At 41.7% G+C, this 26078-nt stretch carries 20 protein-coding genes and 1 pseudogene; 7 read left to right on the forward strand and 14 right to left on the reverse strand.

The window, feature by feature from the left end; translation table 11 throughout:
* Positions 1-40: 40 nt before the first annotated feature.
* Both ACZ8ZH_RS16595 and ACZ8ZH_RS16600 read right to left on the reverse strand, forming a co-directional pair.
* The gene (locus ACZ8ZH_RS16595) at positions 41-811 is read right to left on the reverse strand and encodes a TorF family putative porin (RefSeq protein WP_119064852.1); all 771 of its coding nucleotides are present in this window, start codon (positions 809-811) and stop codon (positions 41-43) included.
* A 347-nt stretch (positions 812-1158) separates the two neighbouring features.
* On the reverse strand, positions 1159-1929 hold the full coding sequence (locus ACZ8ZH_RS16600) for a TorF family putative porin (protein ID WP_119064850.1): 771 nt from the start codon (positions 1927-1929) through the stop codon (positions 1159-1161).
* Positions 1930-2385: 456 nt separating this feature from the next.
* On the opposite strand from ACZ8ZH_RS16600, the gene ACZ8ZH_RS16605 reads away from it, so the two are divergent.
* Positions 2386-3678, forward strand: coding sequence for an OprD family outer membrane porin (locus tag ACZ8ZH_RS16605; protein WP_119064848.1), 1293 nt, complete (start codon positions 2386-2388; stop codon positions 3676-3678).
* A gap of 102 nt (positions 3679-3780) precedes the next feature.
* Here ACZ8ZH_RS16605 and ppa read toward each other — a convergent pair whose 3' ends face one another.
* Together ppa and ACZ8ZH_RS16615 are read right to left on the reverse strand one after the other, a co-directional pair.
* The gene (gene ppa / locus ACZ8ZH_RS16610; RefSeq protein WP_119064847.1) at positions 3781-4305 is read right to left on the reverse strand and encodes an inorganic diphosphatase; all 525 of its coding nucleotides are present in this window, start codon (positions 4303-4305) and stop codon (positions 3781-3783) included.
* Positions 4306-4422: 117 nt separating this feature from the next.
* Complete coding sequence (locus ACZ8ZH_RS16615; protein WP_110974824.1) at positions 4423-4827, reverse strand: MAPEG family protein; 405 nt, start codon at positions 4825-4827, stop codon at positions 4423-4425.
* Between the two features lie 106 nt (positions 4828-4933).
* Here ACZ8ZH_RS16615 and ACZ8ZH_RS16620 point away from each other — a divergent pair, with 106 nt between their 5' ends.
* A complete protein-coding gene (locus ACZ8ZH_RS16620; RefSeq protein WP_086209792.1) occupies positions 4934-5314 on the forward strand; it encodes a hypothetical protein in 381 nt (126 codons plus the stop codon).
* A gap of 50 nt (positions 5315-5364) precedes the next feature.
* Here ACZ8ZH_RS16620 and ACZ8ZH_RS16625 read toward each other — a convergent pair whose 3' ends face one another.
* The 6 genes from ACZ8ZH_RS16625 to ACZ8ZH_RS16650 all read right to left on the reverse strand — a co-directional run bounded on the left by ACZ8ZH_RS16625 (position 5365) and on the right by ACZ8ZH_RS16650 (position 14110).
* Entirely contained in the window at positions 5365-7044 is a 1680-nt protein-coding gene (locus tag ACZ8ZH_RS16625) for an AMP-binding protein (RefSeq protein WP_119064845.1), read from the reverse strand.
* A gap of 149 nt (positions 7045-7193) precedes the next feature.
* Complete coding sequence (gene parC / locus ACZ8ZH_RS16630; protein WP_119064843.1) at positions 7194-9413, reverse strand: DNA topoisomerase IV subunit A; 2220 nt, start codon at positions 9411-9413, stop codon at positions 7194-7196.
* Positions 9414-9861: 448 nt separating this feature from the next.
* Complete coding sequence (gene niaP, locus ACZ8ZH_RS16635; RefSeq protein WP_086209795.1) at positions 9862-11181, reverse strand: niacin transporter NiaP; 1320 nt, start codon at positions 11179-11181, stop codon at positions 9862-9864.
* 104 nt (positions 11182-11285) lie between these two features.
* Positions 11286-11930 (reverse strand): trimeric intracellular cation channel family protein, encoded by a 645-nt coding sequence (locus tag ACZ8ZH_RS16640; protein WP_086209796.1) that lies wholly within the window; start codon positions 11928-11930, stop codon positions 11286-11288.
* Between the two features lie 59 nt (positions 11931-11989).
* Positions 11990-12457, reverse strand: a complete 468-nt coding sequence (locus ACZ8ZH_RS16645; RefSeq protein WP_119064841.1) for a YchJ family protein — start codon at positions 12455-12457, stop codon at positions 11990-11992.
* A 72-nt stretch (positions 12458-12529) separates the two neighbouring features.
* The gene (locus tag ACZ8ZH_RS16650) at positions 12530-14110 is read right to left on the reverse strand and encodes a TerC family protein (RefSeq protein ID WP_086209798.1); all 1581 of its coding nucleotides are present in this window, start codon (positions 14108-14110) and stop codon (positions 12530-12532) included.
* 329 nt (positions 14111-14439) lie between these two features.
* Between ACZ8ZH_RS16650 and ACZ8ZH_RS16655 the strand changes: the two are divergent.
* Positions 14440-15059: pseudogene (locus ACZ8ZH_RS16655) on the forward strand (LOG family protein).
* Positions 15060-15132: 73 nt separating this feature from the next.
* On the opposite strand, the gene ACZ8ZH_RS16660 reads toward ACZ8ZH_RS16655, so the two are convergent.
* Together ACZ8ZH_RS16660 and ACZ8ZH_RS16665 are read right to left on the reverse strand one after the other, a co-directional pair.
* The gene (locus tag ACZ8ZH_RS16660; protein WP_119064839.1) at positions 15133-16107 is read right to left on the reverse strand and encodes a hypothetical protein; all 975 of its coding nucleotides are present in this window, start codon (positions 16105-16107) and stop codon (positions 15133-15135) included.
* Positions 16108-16263: 156 nt separating this feature from the next.
* On the reverse strand, positions 16264-18171 hold the full coding sequence (locus tag ACZ8ZH_RS16665; RefSeq protein ID WP_119064837.1) for a choice-of-anchor I family protein: 1908 nt from the start codon (positions 18169-18171) through the stop codon (positions 16264-16266).
* 160 nt (positions 18172-18331) lie between these two features.
* Here ACZ8ZH_RS16665 and mdtD point away from each other — a divergent pair, with 160 nt between their 5' ends.
* From mdtD to ACZ8ZH_RS16685, 4 genes are all read left to right on the forward strand, one after another.
* Complete coding sequence (gene mdtD, locus ACZ8ZH_RS16670) at positions 18332-19723, forward strand: multidrug transporter subunit MdtD (RefSeq protein ID WP_119064835.1); 1392 nt, start codon at positions 18332-18334, stop codon at positions 19721-19723.
* Between the two features lie 101 nt (positions 19724-19824).
* Positions 19825-20610, forward strand: coding sequence for a glycoside hydrolase family 25 protein (locus tag ACZ8ZH_RS16675; RefSeq protein WP_416332353.1), 786 nt, complete (start codon positions 19825-19827; stop codon positions 20608-20610).
* A 130-nt stretch (positions 20611-20740) separates the two neighbouring features.
* The gene (gene dinB / locus ACZ8ZH_RS16680; RefSeq protein ID WP_119064832.1) at positions 20741-21814 is read left to right on the forward strand and encodes a DNA polymerase IV; all 1074 of its coding nucleotides are present in this window, start codon (positions 20741-20743) and stop codon (positions 21812-21814) included.
* A 509-nt stretch (positions 21815-22323) separates the two neighbouring features.
* On the forward strand, positions 22324-22680 hold the full coding sequence (locus ACZ8ZH_RS16685; protein WP_086209804.1) for a RidA family protein: 357 nt from the start codon (positions 22324-22326) through the stop codon (positions 22678-22680).
* A 62-nt stretch (positions 22681-22742) separates the two neighbouring features.
* Here ACZ8ZH_RS16685 and ACZ8ZH_RS16690 read toward each other — a convergent pair whose 3' ends face one another.
* Both ACZ8ZH_RS16690 and ACZ8ZH_RS16695 read right to left on the reverse strand, forming a co-directional pair.
* The gene (locus tag ACZ8ZH_RS16690; RefSeq protein ID WP_119064830.1) at positions 22743-23285 is read right to left on the reverse strand and encodes a DUF2726 domain-containing protein; all 543 of its coding nucleotides are present in this window, start codon (positions 23283-23285) and stop codon (positions 22743-22745) included.
* A 379-nt stretch (positions 23286-23664) separates the two neighbouring features.
* Positions 23665-26070, reverse strand: coding sequence for a YgiQ family radical SAM protein (locus ACZ8ZH_RS16695; protein ID WP_086209806.1), 2406 nt, complete (start codon positions 26068-26070; stop codon positions 23665-23667).
* Between the last annotated feature and the right edge of the window lie 8 nt (positions 26071-26078).

Consider the following 26078-nt stretch of genomic DNA (forward strand, 5'->3'; position numbering starts at 1 on the left):
CTAGTCCTAAGGACTAGAGGGTTTTTGAAGGGGTTAAAACTTAGAAAGTTTTAGTCAAGGTAAACACTGCGCCTGTTTCTACACCACGTGCTGTAACATGATCTAGATCATCGGTATCAATATTGGTACCTATTGCTGCTAACTCTGCTGTTGCACCAGAGATAGATTTGAATGCATAGGTCACGCCCACTTTCCAATCTACATAGTTATCATCACCATTGAATGAATATTTATCTTCATCACTCACCACGGTATAACCCACATTCGCTACACCACCAAAGCCTGTTGAACCAAATGGAATTGCATAGCCTGCATTGATGTTCCAACTGTCTGTATCTGCTGCAACATAGTCATTGGTATAGTTTACATTGGTCAGTAAGCTATCACCTTCAGTAAAGACACTCGCAAAGGTTAATTTGCCATAAAACTCTAACCAGTTCAGATCATCTGCGCTTGGGTAGTTGTAGTACACCATGCCCACATCAAGTACAGGCTTGCTAGCAAAACTCTCTAAGGTCGTTGCAAAACCAATTGACGGATCGAGTTCTAAGCTCGGTGAACCTTCACCAAAATCAACATTTGAACCCCAAAGGCCCAAATACACGCCTGATTCATGTGCCAAAGTAAAGCCCGCTTGTACCGCTGGATCATTTTGGGTTTGAGTTAAACCACGGAAACGATAGTCGGTTGTTACAGCAGCGCTTCCGCTAAAAGAGAAACCAAACGGTAGTGCTGGCTCGTCATCTGCGAAAGTGAATGTAGAAGCTGAAGCCACTACAGCTAAAGATAATGCTTTAAGTGCAAATTTCATTGTTTGATTCCCCTACATCGTATCCGACGTTTTTTTGGTTATTTCGATAAACTCATGTAGGAATTAGCAATAGCTATGCCAAACTCAAATTAAAACCAGTTACACTCTCATAAAAAATAGAATAATTATTTGTTTTATAAAAATTTATTAAGAATAAAAAAAATTAAACACCATCTGCCTTTTATGGCCAATAACATTCGCTGTTAATTTATGTAATTTAATTTAGTTCAACATAATTGTTTACAATATGCGCTATTTTGAACCCAGCTTTTATACTTGCTCTTTTTAAATGCATAAAAAAAGTGCACCAGCATGATATAAGCTGATGCACTTCTAATCAGAAAATATTAGAAATTATAGGCTAGCCCTAACACTACATGACGATCTAAATCATTTCCTGCTCGGTCATATACCCCATAAATATAATCAGCAGACAGCTCAAAACCTGTATTTGCAATAGGTTTAGTCAAACCTAGTCGAATTTCATTTAAAGTTAAGCGTCGCTCAGTGGAGAACATCACATCGTTGCCATGCTGATAAAGCGATACCCCTAAAGAGCTGTTGAAGCTAATGTCGTGTGGAAGTATATAATGGTGCGTCAGATTTAAATAAGTATCTCCTGCATTGGCATAACTTACATTAGCCAATGCTATGCTGACACCTAAAACAAAATCTTGATACGAAAGATTACTCACCCATTCTGCACCTGTAGTGCTTCTGCGCTGTGAGCCATCTTCACTCGAAACAGAGCCACCAACATTATATAAATAAGTGACAATATGTGAACGATAGCTTAGATCAGGACTCAAGCTTCCTGCATAGCCAATATAGAAGTCGTGTTCAAAGCCGTGATCCTTACTGGCATCTGCTGCATCATAATTGAGTGTAGACCCCCAATACCCGACATATACCCCCGAGGCATCTGCATATTCAAGCCCCACTTGTACAGTTGGGTTATCATTCTCAACACCACCGCGATAGATATACTGACTCATCACAGCAAGGCCTCCGCTGACCTTATTTTTTGAACTTTCTTTTTGTTCATCACTCGCCATTGTCACCGTACTGCTAAAGATCAAACCAAAAAACAGTGCAACTTTATGTGAATCTTTATGCATTTAAACTCTCAAATTTAACTTAAAAAAATCTTTCAAAGATTCGCTATGCATAAATTTTAAAACGGTTTTTTAATAATTGGTAAAATTTATATGAAAAAGAACAACATAAATGCTTACACATTCATTTTTATATTTTCTATCTTTGCAGTATTTGATTGGATAAAAATCAAACAAAGCCTTTGTTTAAAAGGCAAAGCGACTGGACGATCTATATATTATATTCTTCGATCTATATCAGAATAGAGAATTAAGAAAAGAAAAATAATTAAATGTTTTATAAAGAGTTATTTTAAAAAACAGAGTATTTTAACTAAAAATAAAATATTTAGAACATATCACTTACAAAAAAGTGCATTACTTTAGTTGAATATATTAAAGAAAAATGACAATTTTTCTGCGATTACTTATACAATTATTGCTCTCTTTCCATCCAATTTGTATAAGGTTCGCTCCCCAATGCAAAACACAAAAAAATTAGCATTAGCAGTTTTAGTTCAAACTGCACTTATATCAACAGCTTTTGCAAGTGAGCAAAGCGAATCTAAAGGTTTCGTAGAAGACGCTGAAGGATCAGTTTTATTCCGTACAGGTTACTTAACCCGTGACAAGAAAAATGGTGTAGCTGATACAAGTTCAGCGGCTCAAACAGCGATGGTTAAAATTGAGTCTGGTTATACTCAAGGTCTTGTAGGCTTTGGTGTCGGCATTATTGGCGATACATCATTTAAATTGGGTAAAAATGGTCATACAGCTAACCAAATGATCCCAACCCATCCGCAAGACAATGCTGATGGTACCAAAGATGCGTATGACTACTGGACACGTGGTGGCGGTATTGTAAAAGCGCGTATCTCAAACACAGAAGTGCGTTACGGTACTCAAGTACTCGACCTACCTGTACTCGCAAGCAACACTGCTCGTTTAGTACCTGAATATTTTGAAGGTGTGCTAGCAACAAGCCGTGAAATCAATGGTCTTGAGTTGACTGCTGGTAAATTTACCAAAGATCAAATGTCTGAACAAATTAACAGTGATGGCAACCATTTAGACCGCGCTGTCGTTTGGGGCGCGAAATATAAATTTAATGGTGACCTAAATGCATCTTACTTTGGCTTAGACAGCAAGAATGCTCTTGAACGCCATTATGTAAATGCCAACTATAAGCAAGCTTTGGCAAACAACAGCTCTTTAACCTATGACTTCAGCGGTTACCACACTGAATGGGATAAGGGTGTAGAGGTATCTTCTTCTACTTTGCCTGTTACTTCATCTGAGCGTAGCAACAATATTTGGGCATTGTCTGGTACATATAACCAAGATGCACACAATGTTATGCTTGCATACCAACAAAGTACGGGCAACACAGGCTATGCATACGGTGAAAATGCTGACGGTTTCCAAAGTATCTATCTACCAAACTCATACCTTTCTGACTTTAACGGTCGTGGTGAAAAATCTGTTCAAGTTCAATATAGCCTAGACTTTGCAAATTACGGTGTGCCTGGTCTCAGCTGGACCACTGCGTATGTTTATGGTTGGGATATTGATACAGCAACTGATGACAATGCGAAAGAAAGCGAACTCTTTAACCAAGTGAAATATACAGTTCAATCTGGTTTTGCTAAAGATGCAAGCTTACGTTTACGTTATTCTCACTATCGTAATGACGATGCTTACGCAAAAGATTACTACTTTGGTGACACCAACGAATGGCGTATTTGGTTAGACATTCCTGTGAAATTCTTCTAATTTCTACGGAAAAGCTAGTCTAATAAAAAACCTGCACATTGTGCAGGTTTTTTATTGAAGCCATCAATCAAACACGAGTCAATTTAGGCTTCACAGACAGGATTATTTTGCTGCTTCGATTGCTTTAAGCACTTCTTGCTTAGCAACTTCAGAACCTTCCCAACCTGTTAATTTAACCCATTTCCCTGGCTCTAAGTCTTTATAGTGCGCAAAGAAGTGCTCAACTTGTTGAATCAGTAAAGGTGGAAGGTCTGTATATTCTTTCACATCTTTATAAATTGGTGTTAATTTTTCGTGTGGTACTGCAATCAATTTCGCATCAATACCACCATCATCTTCCATATTCAGTTTGCCTACTGGACGGCAACGAATTACAGAACCTGGCTCTACAGGATGAGGAGTCACAACAAGTACGTCTAATGGGTCACCATCTTCAGACAACGTGTTTGGTACATAACCATAGTTCGCAGGGTAGAACATTGCTGTACCCATGAAACGATCTACAAAAAGCGCATCCGAATCTTTATCAATTTCATATTTGATTGGTGCTGCATTTGCAGGAATTTCGATGATCACGTAGATATCGTTCGGTGCATCTTTACCCGCTGGGATATTGCTGTAGCTCATAACATCACTCTTTAACAAGTTAAATCTTTTAAAAACCACATTGATTATAACGGGTTTTCAGAAAAAATATTTCGGCGATTATACATTCACTAGGTGAAAATATGTATGTTTCATACGTTAACCCGTCGTCAACTTAATCACCAAAAGCAATAAACAAATCGGACAAAGCAATGATAATAACCAAATGATCGTACGTAGCGTTGCCCAATTGACCAAATAGCAAATGCCATACAACACACGCAGAACAAGATAAGCGATACCAAAAGTCATAGTGACCACTTGTGGAATTACCATGTATTCAGCCATTAAAATCGCAGCAATAAATAAAGGTAGACCTTCAAAGCTATTTTGCTGTACCGCATTGGCACGCGCGGCTAGACCTGTGGTTTTAGCTAGAAATTCGCGAGGGTGTTGGTTATCTTTAGCACGAAATCCTGCCGACTTTTTAGCAATAACGGTAAATACATATGGCAGTAAACAAGCAACTAAAATGAGATAAATAATCCCGCTAATGCTTTGCATTGGTTTTTTCTCATCAAGATCATTTCGAAGGCTATCATAGCATGGCATTCCAAAGATAAATTTGGTTAAATTATAGTGTTTTTATAATTTCCCGATGAGACCCACTATGGCTAGCCCAGATCAAAAAGAAATGTTCGACGTACTCGACATTCAGCGTCAACATCAACGCCAAGTGGATCGTGTTTTAAAAATTGTTCTCCCCATCACAGCTTTTCTACTGACGGTTATTTGTGCCAATATGAATATCGGCTCAACAATCGGTACATTGATTATGCTGATTATCGCATTTTGGATGGTTGGGATTAGACGCCAAACACTTTGGTATTGGCTGATTGCTGTCACTATCTATTGCTTCATCGACAATGTACTTAGCTATGGCACATTTGCATTCCCAGCCTTTAGTCGCCAGTGTGGCACCATGTTGACCTTTATCGGTATTTTGGGTATTGGCCGCCCCTATATCGACCGTTGGCTAATGAAAAACTAAAAATATAAATAGAAAAAAAGCGCCATTCGGCGCTTTTTTTAGAACTCAACTTATGCTGTTTTACGCAAATCTTTACGTAAGATTTTACCTACGTTTGATTTTGGTAATTCATCCATAAATTCAACATAACGCGGGCGTTTGTACCCTGTTAAGTTTTCTTTAGCAAATGCCAGAACTTCTTCTGTGGTTAAAGATGGATCTTTTTTCACTACAAATAGTTTTGGCACTTCACCTGATTTTTCATCTGGCACACCAATTGCTGCAACTTCCAAGACTTTAGGATGTTTTGCAACCACTTCTTCAATTTCCGAAGGATAAACGTTGAAGCCTGATACTAAAATCATGTCTTTTTTACGGTCTACAATTTTTATGTAGCCACGAGGATCCATCACACCGATATCACCCGTACGGAAGAAACCATCTTCAGTCATCACTTTAGCGGTTTCATCTGGGCGGTTCCAGTAACCACGCATCACCTGCGGACCACGGATTGAAATTTCACCTTGTTCGCCCAGTACAACTTCGTTGCCATCATCATCCAAAATCGCAACTTCAGTTAATGGCAATGGAATACCAATTGTGCCACTGAATTCTTCAGATGCAGGTGGATTTGCCGTTGCAACAGGCGAAGTTTCAGATAGACCATAACCTTCGATAATGTTGGTTCCAGTAATTCGCTTCCATGCTTCAGCGGTAGAAGGAAGAACCGCCATACCACCGCCCATTGCCATTTTTAATTTGCTGTGGTCAAGTTGTTTAAACTCTTCGTTGTTCACCAAAGCATTGAATAAAGTATTCACTGCTGGGAAGAACGATGGTTGATACTTACGTAATTCTTTCATTACCCCAGGTAAATCACGTGGGTTTGGAATGAGAACATTGGCTTGACCTTTGTACATACCGTACATCGCACAAACCATGAACGCAAAAATGTGATAAAGCGGTAAGGCACAGAAAATACGGTCATCGGGCTGACCATCTTGTGCGCCAAATTTACTTTGGAAAATACCATCACATTGCAACATGTTCGCTACAAGGTTGCGATGCGTCAGTTCTGCACCTTTAGACACCCCTGTAGTGCCGCCAGTATACTGAAGCACTGCGGTGTCACTTAACGTTAAGTTCGGACGCTTATAATTGCTTGCACTGACTTTAGACATAGCAGCATTAAAGCGAATATGACCTGGAATATTCCATGCTGGAATTTGCTTACGCACTGAACGTAATACAAAGTTCACCAGTGTGCCTTTTAATGCACCCAACATGTCACCTACAGAGGCAATCACAACATGTTTAACAGGCGTTTTACCATTAATTGCTTGGTAAACAGATGCAAAATTCTCAATAATAACAAGAACTTCTGAGCCTGAGTCATTTAACTGATGTTCAAGCTCACGTGCGGTATACAGTGGGTTGACGTTGACCAGTACTAAGCCCGCACGGAAGACACCCAAAGCAACGATAGGATACTGAAGAACGTTTGGCATCATCACAGCGACACGTGAACCTTTTGCAAGACCTAAACTTTGCAAATAGGTTGCAAATTTACGACTTGCCTCTTCTAACTCACTAAAAGTCAATACTTTATCCATAAAGATAAAGGCATCTCGTGAGCCAAATTTTTGGAAATTTCTTTCAAATACATCAACCAATGACGTATTTTCTGGTGGCAATTCTACAGTCTCTGGAATCCCCGTTTTTTGGTATTCTGCGAACCAAATCTTTTCCATATCGCCCGATTCTCCTATCAGTAATCCTTAAATTCTCAGCTGTTGTTCTCAATATTAAGCGCTCTTTATTTAACTTGTGTTGCTTAATATTGCATCCATTTCCCGCATACATACCATATATAACGTATTTTGATCAATGGATGCTAGTTTTATCTCTGAACTAACAGTTTATTTGCTTTTTGATAACCACGTGGTAATAACTGCCCTTTGGATGCCCGTTTACCCACATATTTTTCTAAATCATCACCCTTCAATTTTAATTGCTGCTGTCCTGCAACGACTTGCAGTATTTCATCTAGCGTTAATCTTGTCATGAATACAATTTGATCTTTCTCTTCAAGTTGTATCAATTTATTACCTTTACCTTTATTTAAAATAGGCAACTCTGACAACTCTAAAATCAACAAACGACCCGTTGAGGTCAATAACGCCAAATGGGTGGCTTGATCAACACTAGTCAACGGCATGACTGTGGCTTTTTCAGGTAAAGTTAGGAAGGCTTTACCCGCTTTTGCATTGGTATCCAACTGTTTTGCCTGTGTTTTAAAACCATAGCCTTTACTGCTCAGAGCCACAACTTCAGCTTCATCTTCAGCAATAAAAATTTGCTTAAAACCTACACCACTGGCTGGCGATAATTTTGAACTCAACGGTTCTCCCAGACCCCGTGCGGACGGTAGGCTCGCTATGGCTAGGGCATAACTACGCCCTGACTCATCCAACACATACACGCGCTGATTAGATTTTCCTTGCGCATGACTGAGATATTGATCGCCGGCACGGAAATTTAAGTTCTCTGCGTCTACATCATGACCTTTGGCCGAACGAATCCATCCCGCTTCAGACAACACCACCGTCACAGGATCCGCAGGCATAAAGTCCTGCTCACTCATCGCTGTCGCTTCTGCACGATGTACGATTGGCGAACGGCGGTCATCACCAAATTTTTTCGCGTCATCTTTAAGTTCATTGATAATCAAAGCTTTCAAAGACTCAGGATTGGCCAATTGTTCACGAATCAATGCAGCTTTGGCTTCTAACTCTTCTTGCTCACGGCGCATTTCCATTTCTTCAAGTCGGGCCAAATGACGCAACTTGAGTTCTAAAATAGCTTCGGCCTGAATGTCATCAATATTAAAACGTAACATCAACTCTGCTTTGGGATGCTCTTCTTCACGAATAATACGAATCACTTCATCAATATTTAAATAGGCAATAATCAAACCACCCAAAATATGTAAGCGCTTTTCAATTTTATTCAGGTGATATTGCAAACGACGGGTAACCGTTTCCTTTCGAATTTCAATCCATTCCAACAAAATACGACGAATTGATTTCACTTGTGGACGGCCATCCGCACCAATCATGTTCATATTGACACGATAGCTCGACTCTAAATCGGTTGTTGCAAAAAGGTGGCTCATCACCGCTTCAGCATCAATCCGATTTGAGCGCAGTACAATCACCAAGCGGGTTGGGTTTTGATGGTCGGATTCATCACGTACATCACTCACCAAAGGCAATTTTTTCGCCTGCATTTGATCTGCAATTTGCGAAATGACCTTCGAGCCTGAAACTTGATAAGGCAAGTCCGTGATCACAATTTCATTTTTTTCGATGCTATATACCGAACGCATACGGTAACTGCCCCGACCTGTGCTTTGTATTTTTAATAACTCTTCAGGTGGCGTAATAATTTCAGCTTTGGTCGGCAAATCTGGCGCAGGAATGTATTCTGCAACTTTGTCATCGCTTAAATTTGGATTACGAATTAAGGCAATGGTGCCTTTTACGACTTCACGCAGGTTGTGTGGAGGAATGTCCGTAGCCATGCCTACTGCAATACCTGTGGTACCGTTTAACAAAATATTCGGAATACGTGCAGGTAAAGTCACTGGCTCTTTCATCGAACCATCAAAGTTGTCCTGCCAGTCACAAGTCCCCTGTCCCAACTCAGACAACAGCACTTCACTATACTGAGATAATTTGGCTTCGGTATAACGCATCGCTGCGAACGATTTCGGGTCATCGGGCGACCCCCAGTTACCTTGACCTTCAATAAACGGATAACGATAACTAAAAGGCTGTGCCATCAGCACCATCGCTTCATAGCAGGCCGAATCACCATGCGGGTGATACTTACCGAGCACATCACCAACGGTACGCGCAGATTTTTTGGGTTTACCGCTATGTTTTAGCCCCAATTCACTCATGGCATACACAATACGGCGTTGTACAGGTTTTAAACCATCGCTGATATGCGGTAAGGCACGATCCATGATCACGTACATGGCGTAATTGAGATAGGCTTGTTCAGTAAATTCTGCTACGGAACGGTTTTCTGTCGCTTGATGCGCAAGGCTTGTCATAACAACCTGTCATCCTAATTAATCGTTTTTTGTTTAAGTTCTTATGCTATGTCGCAGGCTCAGCCTATACAAGTGAAAGCGTACACCACTACGACAAATTGCGTCTTTAGATGTTCCTAATGTCGTAAAATTATCCATTTTTTTTAAAATGAGCAACTAATTATTTCGAAGTTCCTATCTTGCTCTTATTTAGGATTGAAATAGAGTAACTACACACCCTCTACGCTTATGTCATGACATTGAATATGATGATCGAGCACATCGCCAATCACACACTTTCAACTAGATATGCGAGCTGTCTTAAACCGGAATTTGATACTCCGCGAGTCCCACATTTCAAAGATATTGTGGTAACAGAAAAGTTTCAATTCTGCTCGCGCACGCGGTTTGATTGTTCCTGAAGATCAAGGGATCTAAAACACATCCCTCTATCTTCAGTCTGTACATTTTACAAACCAATCTCTTCCAATGTTTTGCCTTTGGTCTCTTCACCCAAAATCAAAATCACCGCCGCCACCGCAAGCAGTACTGCGGTAAACATTATAAAGATTGCACTAAAACCATTGCTCATGACCATCATATGCGTCACCACCATCGGTGCGACAATGCCGCCCATACGACCAATGGCCGATGCCCAGCCCGAACCAAAAGCCCGAATATTGGTTGGATATTGCTCTGGAGTGTAGGTATACAAAACACCCCATGCGCCGAGATTAAAGAATGACATCAGACAGCCCCAGAACATGATCATGCTCACAGTGTCAGCTTGACCAAAGAAATAGGCCGAAACTGCACACATGCCAATAAAACCAGCTAAGGTTGCTTTACGTCCAAGTTTTTCGACCAGCCATGCTGCAGCCACATAGCCTGGAAGCTGTGCCAAAATCATCACCAGTACATATTCAAAAGACTGAACAATGCTATACCCCTGCTTCACCAGCAAACTTGGCAACCACGTAAAAATGCCATAATAAGAGTACACAATGCCAAACCAAATCAGCCATAACATCAAGGTTCTACGTGCAAATGCACCCGACCAAAGCTGAGTAAAAGACACATTCTTTTTTTCTGCCACAGGTTTGACAATGATATGTTCAACGACTTCAACGCCACATTGACGTTCAATCTGCTGCACCAAAGCGTGCGCTTCTACAATTCGACCACGGTTGATAAGATAAGGAATCGACTCAGGCACTTTGAACCAAATGACAATGGCATACAGTGCAGGAATCCCGCCCATCAAAAAAGCCATGTGCCAGCCAAACTTTGGAATCACAAAATACGCCACTAAGGCAGCACAGAGCCAACCTAAGCCCCAAAAACTCTCTAGCAGAACAATAAAACGCCCACGTACCTGTGCAGGAATATACTCACTGACCAAGGTCACTGCTACTGGCAACTGTCCACCTAAACCAAGACCCACAATAAAACGAAACAGCAATAGCCACGTTAAGTTGGGAGCAAAAGCACAGGCTGCCGTCGCCAAACTATAAATCACTAATGTTGCAGCAAAAACCGTTTTACGTCCGATGCGGTCGGCCAAGCCCCCTGAACACACCGCACCAATCGCCATTCCGACAAAGCCTATTGAGACGACCCAACCTTTCTCAGTTGGGCTCATGTGCCAGTCTTCAGCCATTTTCGCCAAAATAAAAGAAATCAGCCCCGTGTCCATGGCATCGAACATCCAGCCCAAGCCAATCACCCATAACAAGGTGTAGTGGAATTTACCGATCGGTAAGCGTTGTATACGGGAAACTAAATCCATAGCTTGACCTCTAAAGCGGAAAAAGGATAGCGGGCTGCTTTCTCAACAGGCTTTATCATTATGTGCTTTTTTTGGGGACAAGGGACAGTTTGATATCCCTTGTTTTAGCTGGCATCTTTGGAAGAAGCAGACTGTTCATCATCATCTTGATAAATGAATTTCGGCATTTCTAAACCAAAGTAAATTGCAATTAAACGTAAGCTAAAACCAAAGATCAAAGTCGAAATCACGGTCAGCTCAAGCGACAAACCGAGTTGAATGCAGCCCCAATAGAAAATCACTGCGACAAAAGAAATACTGGCATACAGTTCACGGCGGAACACCAAAGGCACGTCATTACACAAAATATCACGCAAGATACCGCCCGAGACTCCTGTAAGGACTCCAGCAACCGCAGACACCACAAAACCATGTCCCATTTCTAAGGCAATTTGACAGCCGATGATGGTAAAACCGATCAGGCCCAGAGCATCGAGCACCAAGAAAATATTGCGTAAATGACGCATCCACTTGGCAATCAAAATCGTCATAAAAGCGGCAAAACACGTCAGCATCAAATATTCAGGATGCTTGACCCAGGTCAGCGGATAATGTCCCAATAACACATCACGAACAGAACCACCGCCCAGTGCTGTGACACAGGCAATAATCACCACACCAAACCAATCCATACTACGCCGACCCGCTGACAGTGCACCAGTCATCGCCTCTGCCGTGATCGCTATAATATAAATAACAGTGAGTAACATCGCCTGGATTCCATATAGGCTAATTGATGCGCGCTATTCTAAGCCAAATTTTCTGAAAATTATAAAAATTGTGCACAACATTGTTTAAATTTTTTCCCTGAACCGCAAATGCACGCTTGTTTCATGGTGATTTGCATTTCAGTGGTCGGATCTAAAAAATACCATGCCTCAGCATGTTTCACAAAATGTGAAATTTCATGATGTATCTGTGGTGATTTTCCATCATGATAATGCGCTTTAAACTCGACCATAGCGTGGTTTTTATCGAGTTTCTCATTGGCGTTTACGACATCTAACTTTAACCATTGGTTGCTTCGACTCCACTCCGCTATGGCGACAATATCGAGTGCTTGTTGCTGCCCCAACGCTGTGGTTTGCACAATGTAATCAATTTGCTGTTTGGCAAAAGCACTATAGCGTGAGCGCATCAATTGGACAGCTGTCTGCGCATGACTTTGTCCCAAATGCAAAGGCTGACAGCACTGTACATATTCTCCTTGCCCACACGGACACTCAATATGGCTCATGATTTTCCATAAAAAAAATAGCTCGACATTGCGAGCTATTTTAACCTGTTCACCCCAGTTTGAGGACGGGTTTTAAGATGATTCTTTGTGCAGATCTGACTGTGGAATTACATGCACTTTTTCAATTTTGTGCCCATCCATCGTCACCACTTCAAAAATGCAACCATCTGCTACAAGGCTAGAGCCATTTTCGGGTAAACGACCTAAATGAAAGAGGATATAGCCTGACAAGGTTGAGTACTGATCGGACTCATCGACCAAATCACGATCCAACAATAACGACACATGACGAATATCGGTTGAGCCATCGAGCATCAAGCTGCCATCTTCTAAACTTTCAGCCACATTGTCTTCAGCATCTTCATCAGGGAACTCCCCTGCAATTGCTTCTAATACGTCAATCGGGGTGGCAATCCCTTCAATCGAGCCGTATTCGTTCAAAACCAAAGCCATTTGTAGTGGGGCTTGACGCAGTTGTTCCATCACCATCAGGACTTGCGCATTTTCATGCACAATCACAGGTTCACGTAAATGTTTATCAAAATCGAGGACACCCGTTTCGATATATTCGTTTAAAACTTTATGGGTCAATACCACACCTGCAATGTTGTCTAGCTCGCCCCGTGCTACGATTAAACGTGAGTGCGTAATACTGAGCAATTGTGATTTGATCGAGGCTTCATCATCCTCTAAATCAATCCATTCCAACTCTGGACGTGGTGTCATCACGGACTTCACAGGACGCTCAGACAAACCCAACACCCCCTGTACTAGAACACTGTGATAGACCCCATTTTCAGGATCAAATACTTCATCCGCATAAGCGCGAGTTGCCAACACATCTTCAGGCTCAGAAGCATGATCACTACTTTTACCGCCCAACATCCGCAGTACCGCAGACGCAGTTTTATAGCGAAGGTCTGTGGTGGTGACCATTTTTTCTTGATTACGGCGCATGGTTTGGTTGATAAATTCAACAATCACCGAGAAACCAATCGCGGCATAGAGGTAACCTTTTGGAATATGGAAACCAAAGCCCTCTACAATCAAAGAGAAACCGATCATCATCAGGAAGCCAAGACACAAAATCACCACGGTCGGATGTTTGTTGACGAATTCCATCAAGGCCTTGGATGCCCACAGCATAATGCCCACGGCGATAATCACCGCAATCATCATTACAGACAGGTGCTTGACCATACCGACTGCAGTAATCACCGAGTCTAAAGAAAATACCGCATCCAAAACCACAATTTGGACAATCACCATCCAAAATACGGCGTTGGCAGGATTTTCTTCTTTTTGGATCACTTTGGCGTCGATGCGTTCATGTAACTCCATCGTCCCTTTAAACAGCAAGAACACCCCACCAAACAGCAAAATCAGATCACGCCCTGAGAATGGATGGTCGAAGATATGGAACAATGGTTCAGTCAGCGTCACCACCCAAGCGATAGACGCGAGTAAAACCAAGCGCATGAGTAGCGCTAACATCAGACCAACGATACGGGCTGTATTACGTTGTTCAGGAGGAAGTTTTTCTGCCAAAATCGCAATAAAAACGAGGTTATCAATCCCGAGCACAATTTCCAGCACCACCAAGGTGAGTAAGCCCACCCATGCAGAAGGATCAGACATCCATTCAAATATCATGTGATCTGCCCCCGTCGAAGGAATGTATAACGCGCATAATGATTAGGCGAATAAAAATGAAGATTCAGCACTGCTCGCTGTAAATTATTTTCGGAAAACTGAAGATGTCTTGAGTGACAACTACCACTACCCATGTTCGTTCTTGTGTTGTGAAACAAGAGCTCAGTATAGGCAAGATCTACATAAAATTCATCTTTTTTAAAAATGTCGTTTTTTTAGAGATTTAACAAATTATTACCTGATTGTTCGATTAGATACAGTGATTTGTCACATTTCTTGCTTAAACTAAGAGAGAAAAAGTAGATAAAGAAAAGGTAAAAACATACGCCATGAATAGTGAATTAAAAATATCATCTCTCAACACTGAATCAAACGTTCAAACTACTCAACCCTTGATCGCACTTTACTGTGGCTCTCGGTCAGGCAACAAACCGATTTATCAAGAAAAAGCAATTGCGCTAGCCCAAGGCTTAGCAAACCACGGTTTCGGACTGGTCTATGGAGGCGCGAGTATTGGTCTGATGGGACAAGTGGCAGATGCCATGATTGCTCATGGGGGGAAGCCGTTGGCGTCATCCCTGAGTTTATGCTGGATTATGAAATTGCACACAACCAATTGACTGAATTACATATTGTACAAACCATGCATGAACGCAAAGCATTGATGGCTGAACGTGCAAGTGCTTTTGTCGCACTACCCGGTGGCTTAGGCACTTTTGAAGAAATTTTAGAAGTGGCAACATGGGGACAACTCAATCAACACCAAAAACCCATGATGCTCTATAACGTCAATGGTTTCTATAATGCACTGATTGCCCAACTTGATCATGCCGTTCAAGAAGGGTTTCTGCCTCCACAGCACCGCGCCAAACTCATTGTGTGTAACCATGCTGAACAGATTTATTCAGCAATTGCAAACTTAGGGAGCCCAAAGCGCTTTGTGGTTTAAAGTTGTTTAAACACCTCAAAACTCTCCATACACAAAGAAGCGAGCTCAAGGCTCGCTTTTTTAACAGCTTCGTCTATTGACCATAATTCGTGACAAAGTTGTAGAACCACGGCAAAGTGGTCGCCAAAATCACCGACATGGCTAAACCAAACATCAACTTCATGGCATCTTTACTGACATTGCGCGAAGTACGGTGCTTATTCACCTCATCAAAAATCATCGACATAGCAAACTCACGACCAGCAAGTAAACCTAAGAATACCCATGTGGTACTCATTGGAATGTTGCTCCACTCCTTGAAGACCAACAAAATCAGGGCATACATAAAGTCAATAATCGTTGCAGCACGAATATCCGTTACACCTGTTTTAGTATCGACAATTTTTTGAATCGCCCCACCACGTTGGTACAAAATCAGCGCCAACAACACCACAAAGATGGTGATAGCAAACAGCAAAAATGCCAACGGAACTTGGCGTGGCACGTATACAAAAATATTGGCCAAATCTTGAATCAGCCATTGGCTCCACAAAAAAGCGGTCGATACCCACTGTAACCCAATCCAAATATGGGAAGGTTCTTCATGACGGGTTTTGGCAAAGTACTTTGCCACTTGTCGCATCACAAAACGATAGACAATAATCGCAACCACAAAAGCCACGGCATAGCCCATCATTGACTTCACCATCATCGCCCCCAAACTTGCAGGCGAGAAAATGGTTAAAACCAAAAAAGTGGTACTCACAGGAATGCCGTATTTGGTCAAAAACAACAGTAAAATTGGCGGTACGATATACAGCCACGTAATCCCATTATCTGGAAATGGAATCGTCTCTAAGCGACCGTAAGAGGCATCTCCCACACCTGATGCATACCAACCATAGATCAGAACCACAACTAAAATGGTGCTGATAAAGAGCCAAAGCACCCACCATGGGCGGTGTGCATTCGATGAAATAAAGGTACCTAATGTCTGTGGCACATCATTTCCGACGATAGAATAAGCTGCTAAACAGAAGCCAATCACCATCAAGATTTCGATTGTCATAAAACAAACCTTTTGCAGAATCTTTCCAACAGCCTGCCATTGAAGCTTTGGCAGAGATTATGACGGTTTTATTTCATTTTCATGACATTATTGTCATATATTTTTTGTAGCGCCATAAAAAAGAGCACCACTGTGCTCTTTATTTAAACTAAGCTATTAATTTAGCTTTACTTCATAAACTGACGTCGTACCACTGACTTCATTCCCCACTACCAATAAAGGTCGAGCATTTGGTGAATTTTTCGCCGCGATAAAGATCAAACCTTCTGGGCCAAGGTCTCCTTGCTTCGTGACTTCTGTTTCGGTGGTGTTGCGATGGTTCAGGTACTGAACAAATTTAGCCTGATTCGGGTTGCTAATGTCATAGACCATGATGCCACTGGCACGCTCAAGTCCAATAAAGGCAAAGGTCTTTTCACCAATTTTACCCAGAGTCACTCCTTCAGGTTCAGGGCCTTTGTTGTCACTACGGTCATCAAATTTAAATGTTTCATGATTGCTATTAAATTGATTTGGAAACAACTCCGCAATTTTTCGCTCAAACTCACTGCCCGAGTCCCACACAATCTGCTTGGTTTCAGGGTCGACAATACTTACCGAACGACCACCATAAGCATATAATTTGTCATACGTCAGACGACCATTTTCATCCAACTTCGGCAGACCTGTCAGTGGATCTTTTTGATAACCTTGAGTCCAACTAATGGTCAAACGTCCAATTTGTGCGTCTTTAATTAAATTGTCCGCACAGACTTCTGTTGCGTCAGCCGTTTGACAAGGTTTAAACACCTCTGGGTTTAATTTCGCCCCTTTCACACCTGGCGCAAGCTGACGTAAATGTGCTGCATAATCGCCTTTGGCATCAAAACCTGCTTTTTTAAACAAGTGTTTGATACGTATCTCTTCTGCATAACCAGCATTTAAGTCCGCGCCTTCAAAGTATTTGGCTTCATCCTTTAACCATTCACGGGCATCCCCTTCATTGGCCGTGACCAAATAGGTTTTACCCTTGGCTTGATATTGTGCAATGGCATCGGGCATATACATGCCATATAGTCCCGGCCAAGAGCGGATATTGATCATGCCTGCATCTTTTGCACATTCTGTAATACTACGCCCCAACGAGTCTTGACCAATAGCACAGTCACGGTCACTGCCATCTAAGGCATTTTCAGGCAAGCTATGGTCTTTGTAGCCCATCGGGAAAAGATCAACAAATTGATTTTTTTCTAGGTCTAAAACCCCAATCGCATTATTTTCCTGCAAACTGACCCATGCTTTTTTTCCATCAGCACTCACCGCGATGTACTCAGGCTCCAAATCCTGTGCTACAGAGGTGGTTTGAATACCTACGGTCGCGACATTTGAGTATTGGCTGATGTCTGGACCAAAAATACGAATCCCTGCATCCAATAATTCTTGTTTACGGTCATTCCATGCTTGGAAGCCTGCTATGCTTGCTGTTGGTTTTTGAATGTCAGAAACATCAATAATACTAACCGAACCCTCAGGATCAATTTGATAACCCTCATTCGGTTCCGCCTCATTGGCAACCAACACCTTTCGACCATCAGGTGTAAAGGTTAGCATATCGGGTAAAGCACCGACCTTGACTTGGCTAATATAAGACAAATCTTGTGCTTTAAAGAAAGCCACAATACCAGTTTGGGTTTTATCCTCAGCCTGAACCGCAAGCGCAACGATACCATTATGCACCGCGACACTATTCACTTCGGAATTGGCTAAATAAGTTTTGGCATCCAAAGACTGAATATATGTCGGCTGCGCTGGTTTGGAGAAATCCAAAACATCGACCATGCCTTTTTGAGCATTTACCACGAATAGGCGCTGACTCGCAGCATCATAAGCGGGTATCTCCGCTGCACTCTGCCCAAATACCCCCGACGCATAACTTGCAAGCTTGACCAGTTCAATACTATTCGGCGTAACTTCCTCAACAACAGGTGGGGATGTAATGGTTTGTTCATCATCACTGCCATTACATCCCACTAAACCCAGTCCCATCCAAGCTAAAAATACGGCACTATATGTTTTGTTCATCATGATCTAAATATCGGTTCAAATTTGACCAATGTATGACGCAAGCGTTGCAGTTCAATGTCGTATAGATGTCAATTTGATGGCAGGTGATAAATGCACTTTCACAACATCAGTTCTGTATAAATTGGGCTAAACTGTTTAAAAATTTCACTTTGTTGTATCTATGAATCAAACGCCAACCCATCAAGCGCTCGCTCCTGAGTACCGTCTTTTGGTACTTCTGGTTTCGATTGGCTTTTTTATGCAAGGCTTAGATACCACCATTGTGAATACCGCTCTACCTGCTATGGCCATCAGCCTAAATGAGGACCCGCTGCAAATGCATAGCGTGGTGGTGGCCTATGTGCTTGCCGTGGCTGCCTGTATTCCCTTGAGTGGTTGGCTTGCAGACCGTTTTGGGGTGCGCAATACCTATTTCAGTGCCATTATCATTTTTACTCTTGCTTCACTGGGCTGTGGCTTTTCTGAAAGCTTAAATGAATTATTGTTCTATCGCGTACTCCAAGGCGTAGGCGGTGCATTATTATTGCCTGTGGGCCGTTTAGCCATGCTCAAGGTCATCCCGCGGACGCAGTTCTTATCCGCAATGAGCCTAATGAGCCTCGCGGGACTGATTGGCCCACTCATTGGCCCAACACTTGGTGGCTGGCTGGTCGAAGTCAGCACATGGCATTGGATTTTCCTGATTAACCTCCCCATGGGGCTGTTAGGGGTCCTGATTAGTTTTAAAGCCATGCCGAATGTCACCGAACAGAATGTGCCACGTTTTGACTTTTGGGGTTTTATCCTACTGGTCATTACCATGGCAGGACTCTCTTTAGGCATTGAAAATTTTGCTAGTCCACATCTGACTTTATGGTGGAGCCTCGGATTAGTTGGATTGAGTTTGGTCACTGCACTTTGGTATGCCTATCATGCGCATACGCATCAAAATGCCTTATTTCGTAGCAAGCTGTTTGGTAACCGCATCTATGCCGTAGGTATTTTAGGCAATTTCTTTGCTCGCCTCGGTGGCAATGCCATGCCCTTTCTCATGCCTTTGATGTTACAACTGGCCTTTGGCTTTGAACCCTTAATTACAGGGCTATTAATGATTCCCACAGTGCTAGGTTCATTGGCATCCAAACCCATCATTCGTCAACTGATACAACGCTTTGGTTATCGCCACGTCCTTTTAGTGAATACCCTATTGGTTGGTGCATGTATTGCCAGCTTCGCACTCAACACCGCAGATACCCCAACCTGGCTACGCGCACTGCATTTCTTTATTTTTGGTATGCTGAATTCACTGCAATTTGTGTCTATGAATACCCTTACCCTGAAAGATCTGCCACAACAAGATGCCAGCAGTGGCAACAGTTTCTTGTCGATGATCATGATGGTGTCGATGAGTATTGGTGTAGCCTTGGCGGGTACTTTGGTCAATGTCTTTACGGCGTATTTGGGCACAGAGCATATCGTCATGGCATTCCATAATACCTTGATTGTATTGGGCTGTATTAACCTGATTACTGCTGCTATTTTTTGGCATATCCCCAAAGACACCGCAGATTAACAACAGATACAAAGTACGGCCATTCACTGAGCATAATCATCATGGTCAGTTCAGTGAATTCAAGCTATGATGATGAGCTAAAAATCAACACCTGCAAAAGCATGCCTGCAAGAAAAAAAGCCACCGCTTCTCGAAAAATATCATTAGTCTATTACACAGTCGCCTGTGTAATAGTGCTCTGTATCGGTCTCGGAATCACCTATTTTTTCTTGCAGAACAATGTCGCATCTGCTCAAGAGTATCCCGTAAAAGGCTTTGATGTGTCTCATCATCAGGGTGATATTCAATGGCAATCTATTTCTCCCAAAGAGTTTAAATTCGTCTATTTAAAAGCTACCGAAGGTGGCGATTTTAAAGATCGAAAGTTTCAGGACAACTGGCTTAAAGCACGTGAGCACGGCTTCTTAGTCGGAGCCTATCATTTTTATCGTTTATGTCGTGATGGGCAGATTCAAGCGCAAAACTTTATTGAAACCGTGCCAAAGAAAAAAGATAGCTTGCCACCTGTGATTGATTTGGAATATGACAGTAACTGTATTAATACCTACACCAAAGAACAGCTGCTCAAAGAAATTCAGGTCATGCATGATAAACTGCACGAACATTATGGTTTACAGCCGATCTTTTATACCTCTAAGGCATTTTATAATATTGTTTTAGTCGATAAGTTTAAGAATACACCGCTTTGGATTCGTGAATATCAAGGGCAACCTGAACTCAAGGGCAATCCAAAATGGACCTTTTGGCAACACACCAGCCAAGGACAAATTAAAGGTGTTCCTACCTTGGTTGATCTCAATGTATTTCATGGTTCAGAACAAGAGTGGATACACTTTTTAGAACGCCAAGGACTTTATCAACTGCCACAAAATTTACCCATTAAATAAGTCACCCACCTTCATCTTTAACAAAAAAAAGAACATGAAGACAAACTATGTCGCGCATAGCGGATGAAAGGCTTCGCAATCGAGAGAGATAGTGCCATACTTTAGCTGAACCTCTACATCAAAACCGAGTATGCGAAAAATCATTCACATCGACATGGATGCCTTCTACGCATCTGTAGAGTTGCTTGAACGTCCAGATTTAAAGCACTTGCCTGTGGTCATTTCTTCGCACCATCCTCGTGCCGTTATTGCAGCCGCATCCTACCCTGCACGTCAATATGGTCTCCGTTCAGCGATGTCGATGACTCAAGCCAAAAAACGCTGCCCTCAAGTGGTCGTGATTGAACCCAACTTTTCTAAATATCGGGCAGTTTCAGAACAGATTCATACTATTTTCCAACGTTATACGACCCTCATTGAACCCCTTTCTTTGGATGAAGCCTATTTAGATGTCACTGAAAATTTACAACAACTGGCCAGCGCCACAGAAGTGGCTGAGCGCATTCGCGCTGATATTTTTCAAAGCACAGGACTGACCGCCTCGGCGGGTGTTGCACCCAATAAATTTCTCGCCAAAGTTGCTTCGGACTGGAATAAACCCAATGGGATCTGTGTGATTAAACCCTCACACGTTCAGCAGTTTATTCAGCACTTAGCGCTTAAAAAAATCCCTGGTGTCGGTAAAGTCATGCAAGAAAAGTTAAAAAGCTTAAATCTTGAGACTTTAGGCGATCTACAAAAATTAGATGAAAATGTACTCATTCACCATTTTGGCAAATACGGCAAACAACTGTTTTTATATGCGCAAGGGATAGATGAACGTCCTGTACAAGCAGAACGTGAACGTCAGCAAATCTCAAAAGAAACGACCTTTGATGATGACTTAAGCATTGAACAATGCATGCCATTTTGGCCCCAGTTGATTGAACAGGTTTGGCGAAGTCTCGAGAAAAAACAACTGTATGCTCGTGGCGTCACCGTCAAACTTAAACTCAAGAATTTTCAGACTTTACAGCATAGCAAAAGCTTTAAAACACCTCTTAAACATCAGGCAGAACTACAACTCATCTTAGACAGCCTGCTCAAAGACATGCATATCAGGCCAGAGCAATGCTTTCGATTAGTGGGTGTTGGTGTTTATGCACTTTCTCACAAAGAAGTACTTCCTCAACTCTCCTTGTGGGAAGATGAAATACCCAAATGAGCTATTTTTTAACCAAAAGAACAAAAATAATGCAATTTAGCATTCACAATATCCTTTTTTAGAGTAATCTAATGGCGCACTACATTTATCCATGTAAGCGCTGAGATGCTAAAACTCACCTTTACTTTTAGCATAACGTCCTGTGATTGGTGTGACGATCAAATCCAAAGATTACAGGGCATCTCTGATGCTCATCACGACATACTGCTTTTACATCGTGTAGCATTTTAGCCTTATCAAAATAACAATAACTATCTATAATTAATTTTCATACCCCATTCCAACTCAGACTAAACACTTCTTTTTATTTTTACACCACACTTTTCAAATCATAACCATATACTATCAAAGTCAGTACCACTCTCTTCTGAGTGATTGTAGAACTCCAAAAACCTTAATACTATAAATAACGGGATTGCGAGCGAGTGATCATCTGCCGCACTTGACTTTGTGATAGGCTATCGAGGTATATATCATGATCTTTAATTCTACGCGCACAGGGCTCTCACATGGCTGTTCAACGTTTGCATGTCTCAAATCGCTTTTCTGAAGTAGCAATTGCTGGAAACCTCATTCATTTAGCAGGACAATTAGCTTCTGACTTTGATTTAGATATTAAAGGACAAACTCAACAGACTTTCGACATGATCGACCAATTTCTTGCCGATGCAGGCACAGACAAAAGCCATATTTTATCTGTGACAATTTATTTAAAAGATATTGAACAAGATTATGCTGCGTTTAATGAAGTATGGGATGCATGGGTTGCCGATATTGATGCATTACCTCGTACTTGTGTTGAAGCAAAACTCTATGATCCACGTGTTTTGGTCGAGTTAACAGTTGTTGCGGTTAAACCTGAATAAATAAATTATTCATCATAAAAGACATGGATCGCATGTTTTTTATGATGAACTTCAAAGCTCAACTAGCCAAGCACACGTAATTTTCGTGTTTGTGCATCATTATAATAGTCGTACTTTTTTGAGGTTTTCTTATCTTTGTTTGAACGTGTTGGGAGATAGACATCTCCATAAAAATCTTCACGTAACTGATGATATTCAGGTACTTCTTCATAACGGATGACTTTATAGCCCGCCATATCGAGTATCGCATCCTGAAATTGGGACTTTTGTGGGCGTTTCAAGGAAAGTGGGTCATCTAAAGCCACGACAGCAACCACTTGCTGCATCGCATCTACCACCACAAAATCGGCCACCAAGTTACGATATTTACTTCGTGTACGTGAAAATTTAGTTGTCAATAAAGCATCATAAGACACATGTGCAAGTATCGTATGATGAGGTAAAATTTCTTTCAATCGTGTATAGGTTAATTGTTCATTTACATTGAAAATAGCGCGCTGCCTTAATGCACTATCCTGTTGTTTTGTTTTTGGAATTAAACCCTTACTCGCCAAAATCATGGACAGTAGTAGTATCACACTACCAATTACTATATAAGTTGTCATATTCGTATCCTTCTCATATTTATTATAATTTCCGGTCTCACACCGATTTTTATGCGATCAGTATAGCGTGCTGATCATTTTCCCAAACCACGAAATAAAAAATTACAGCTAAATTTGACCAAATGGTTATAAAACTAAACAAATCTTTTCAATGTCATTTGATGTAACATTTATTGCAACTGCGCAAACAACGACATCATTTATTTAGCTAGTTCATACTGTAATAGACTCAATCCTTAGGGTGCAATACTATTTTAGTCTATGCCAAATTTTTCCCGACAAATGACAAAAATCCCTAGAGTAAAGTCTTTTAACTGCTTATAAAAATAATATCGCATAAAAAAGGATGCCAAGGCACCCTTCTTAGTTTCAGTTCCGATTAAGCACGCGACTTAGACTTCGGTTTTGATTTTGAATGTCCAAATGGCTTCTTGGCATCACCTGTTTCACGCGGTGGTAAACCTGTATGTTGCGTCAAAATCTGACCACGCTCAGGACGCTTCTTGGTATTTGACGGACGAGATTGATTTTTCGCTTGTTGGTTACGATTCTCACCATTACGCTTTTGCGAATCACCATCCACGGTTGAGTTCTTTTTACGCGCAGATTGATACTGCCCCTCTGTCCCTTGCGGTTGATAGGTTGGAATCAAATGCTGTTTCGAGTTACCAATCAAGTCTTGGCGGCCCATCTCTTTTAAAGCATCACGCAGCAAAGGCCAGTTGTTTGGATCATGATAACGCAAGAATGCTTTGTGCAAACGACGACGCTTCTCACCTTTCACAATATCTACATCTTCAGTATATCGCGCCACTTTGGCTAATGGGTTCTTACCCGTGTGATACATGGTGGTCGCTGTTGCCATTGGCGATGGATAGAAAGTCTGTACTTGATCGGCACGGAAACCATTTTTCTTCAGCCAAATCGCCAAATTCATCATGTCATATTCAGTCGTACCCGGATGTGCAGCAATAAAGTACGGAATGAGATACTGCTCTTTACCCGCTTCCTTACTGAAACGATCAAACATTTGTTTAAAACGATCATAGGTGCCAATGCCCGGTTTCATCATCTTCGACAATGGACCCTTTTCGGTATGTTCCGGGGCAATTTTTAAATAACCACCGACATGATGCTGTACCAATTCTTTGACATATTCAGGGTTGAGTACCGCCAAGTCATAACGTAAACCTGAGCCAATCAGGATCTTCTTGATGCCTTTAATGGCGCGTGCTTTACGATATAACTGCGTTAAAGGTGCATGATCGGTATGTAAGTTTTGACACACCCCTGGATAAACACAGGATGGTTTACGACAATTCTTTTCAATTTCAGGGTCTTTACAGTGCAAACGATACATGTTTGCTGTAGGTCCACCCAAGTCAGAAATGATGCCAGTAAAACCTGGTGCGGTATCACGAATCTTTTCCACTTCACGCAAAATTGATTCTTCTGAACGGTTTTGAATAATACGCCCTTCATGTTCTGTAATCGAACAGAAGGTACAGCCACCAAAACAGCCACGCATGATGTTCACAGAGAACTTAATCATATCAAATGCAGGGAAACGCGCATCCCCATACACAGGATGGGGTAGACGTGCATACGGTAAATCAAACACATAGTCCATTTCTTCCGTGGTTAACGGAATCGGTGGCGCATTTAACCAAACATCACGCTCACCATGCTTTTGTACCAAAGCACGTGCATTTCCTGGATTGGTTTCAAGATGTAAAATACGGTTGGCATGTGCATATAAAACTGGATCATCTGCCACTGCTTCAAATGCAGGCAAACGAATCACAGCCAGTTCACGTGGCGGTAATTTATGTTTAATTGCCTTTGAAGACGGCTGTAATTGCACAATTTGTGTATCAGGATCAAGTTGATCCCCTTCACGAACAATTTGATTTGTCACAATTTCTTTTTGGAAATTTTGGTATTGGGTTAAAGAATTACCCTTATCTTTTTCAATTTCACAGCCATCTAAATCTTCAGTCATCACATAAGGATTGATAATCGGATCAACGCGACCAACAGTATCTACATCATTTGATGCAATTTCCACAAACTTGGCTTTAGATGGGCGGTTTAACTTATTCACAATAAATGCCGTGCCACGAACATCGGTAATTTCGTGAATTTTTTCGCCTTTGGCTAAACGATGCATCACCTCAGTAATCGAACGCTCGCCATTACCATACATCAAGAGATCGGCTTTTGAGTCCATCAACACTGAACGACGAACTTTGTCTGACCAATAGTCATAATGTGCAATACGACGTAAAGACGCTTCAATTCCACCTAGCAATACAGGCACATCTGGAAATGCTTCACGCACACGCTGGCAATACACGGTTGCTGCACGGTCTGGACGTTTATTGGGTAAGTTATCTGGCGAATAGGCATCATCAGAACGAATTTTACGATCAGCCGTATAACGGTTGATCATCGAATCCATATTCCCAGCAGTCACCCCCCAAGCAATATTGGGCTTACCTAAAACACGAAAAGCTTCAACATTAGTCCAATCTGGTTGCGCAATAATGCCGACACGGAAACCTTGTGCCTCTAACGTACGACCAATAATGCCCGAACAAAATGATGGATGATCAATATAAGCATCACCGCAGACCAAAATAAAGTCGCAACTATCCCAACCGAGTTGATCCATTTCCTCGCGCGACATCGGCAAAAATGGCGCAGGTTCAAAGCATGACGCCCAATATTTGTCGTAATCAAACAACGCTGTAGGCGCGGTCTGCATAGTATAAGCAGTAGACATGGCTAGCA

The sequence above is a fragment of the Acinetobacter sp. SW-226 genome (genome assembly GCF_055632855.1).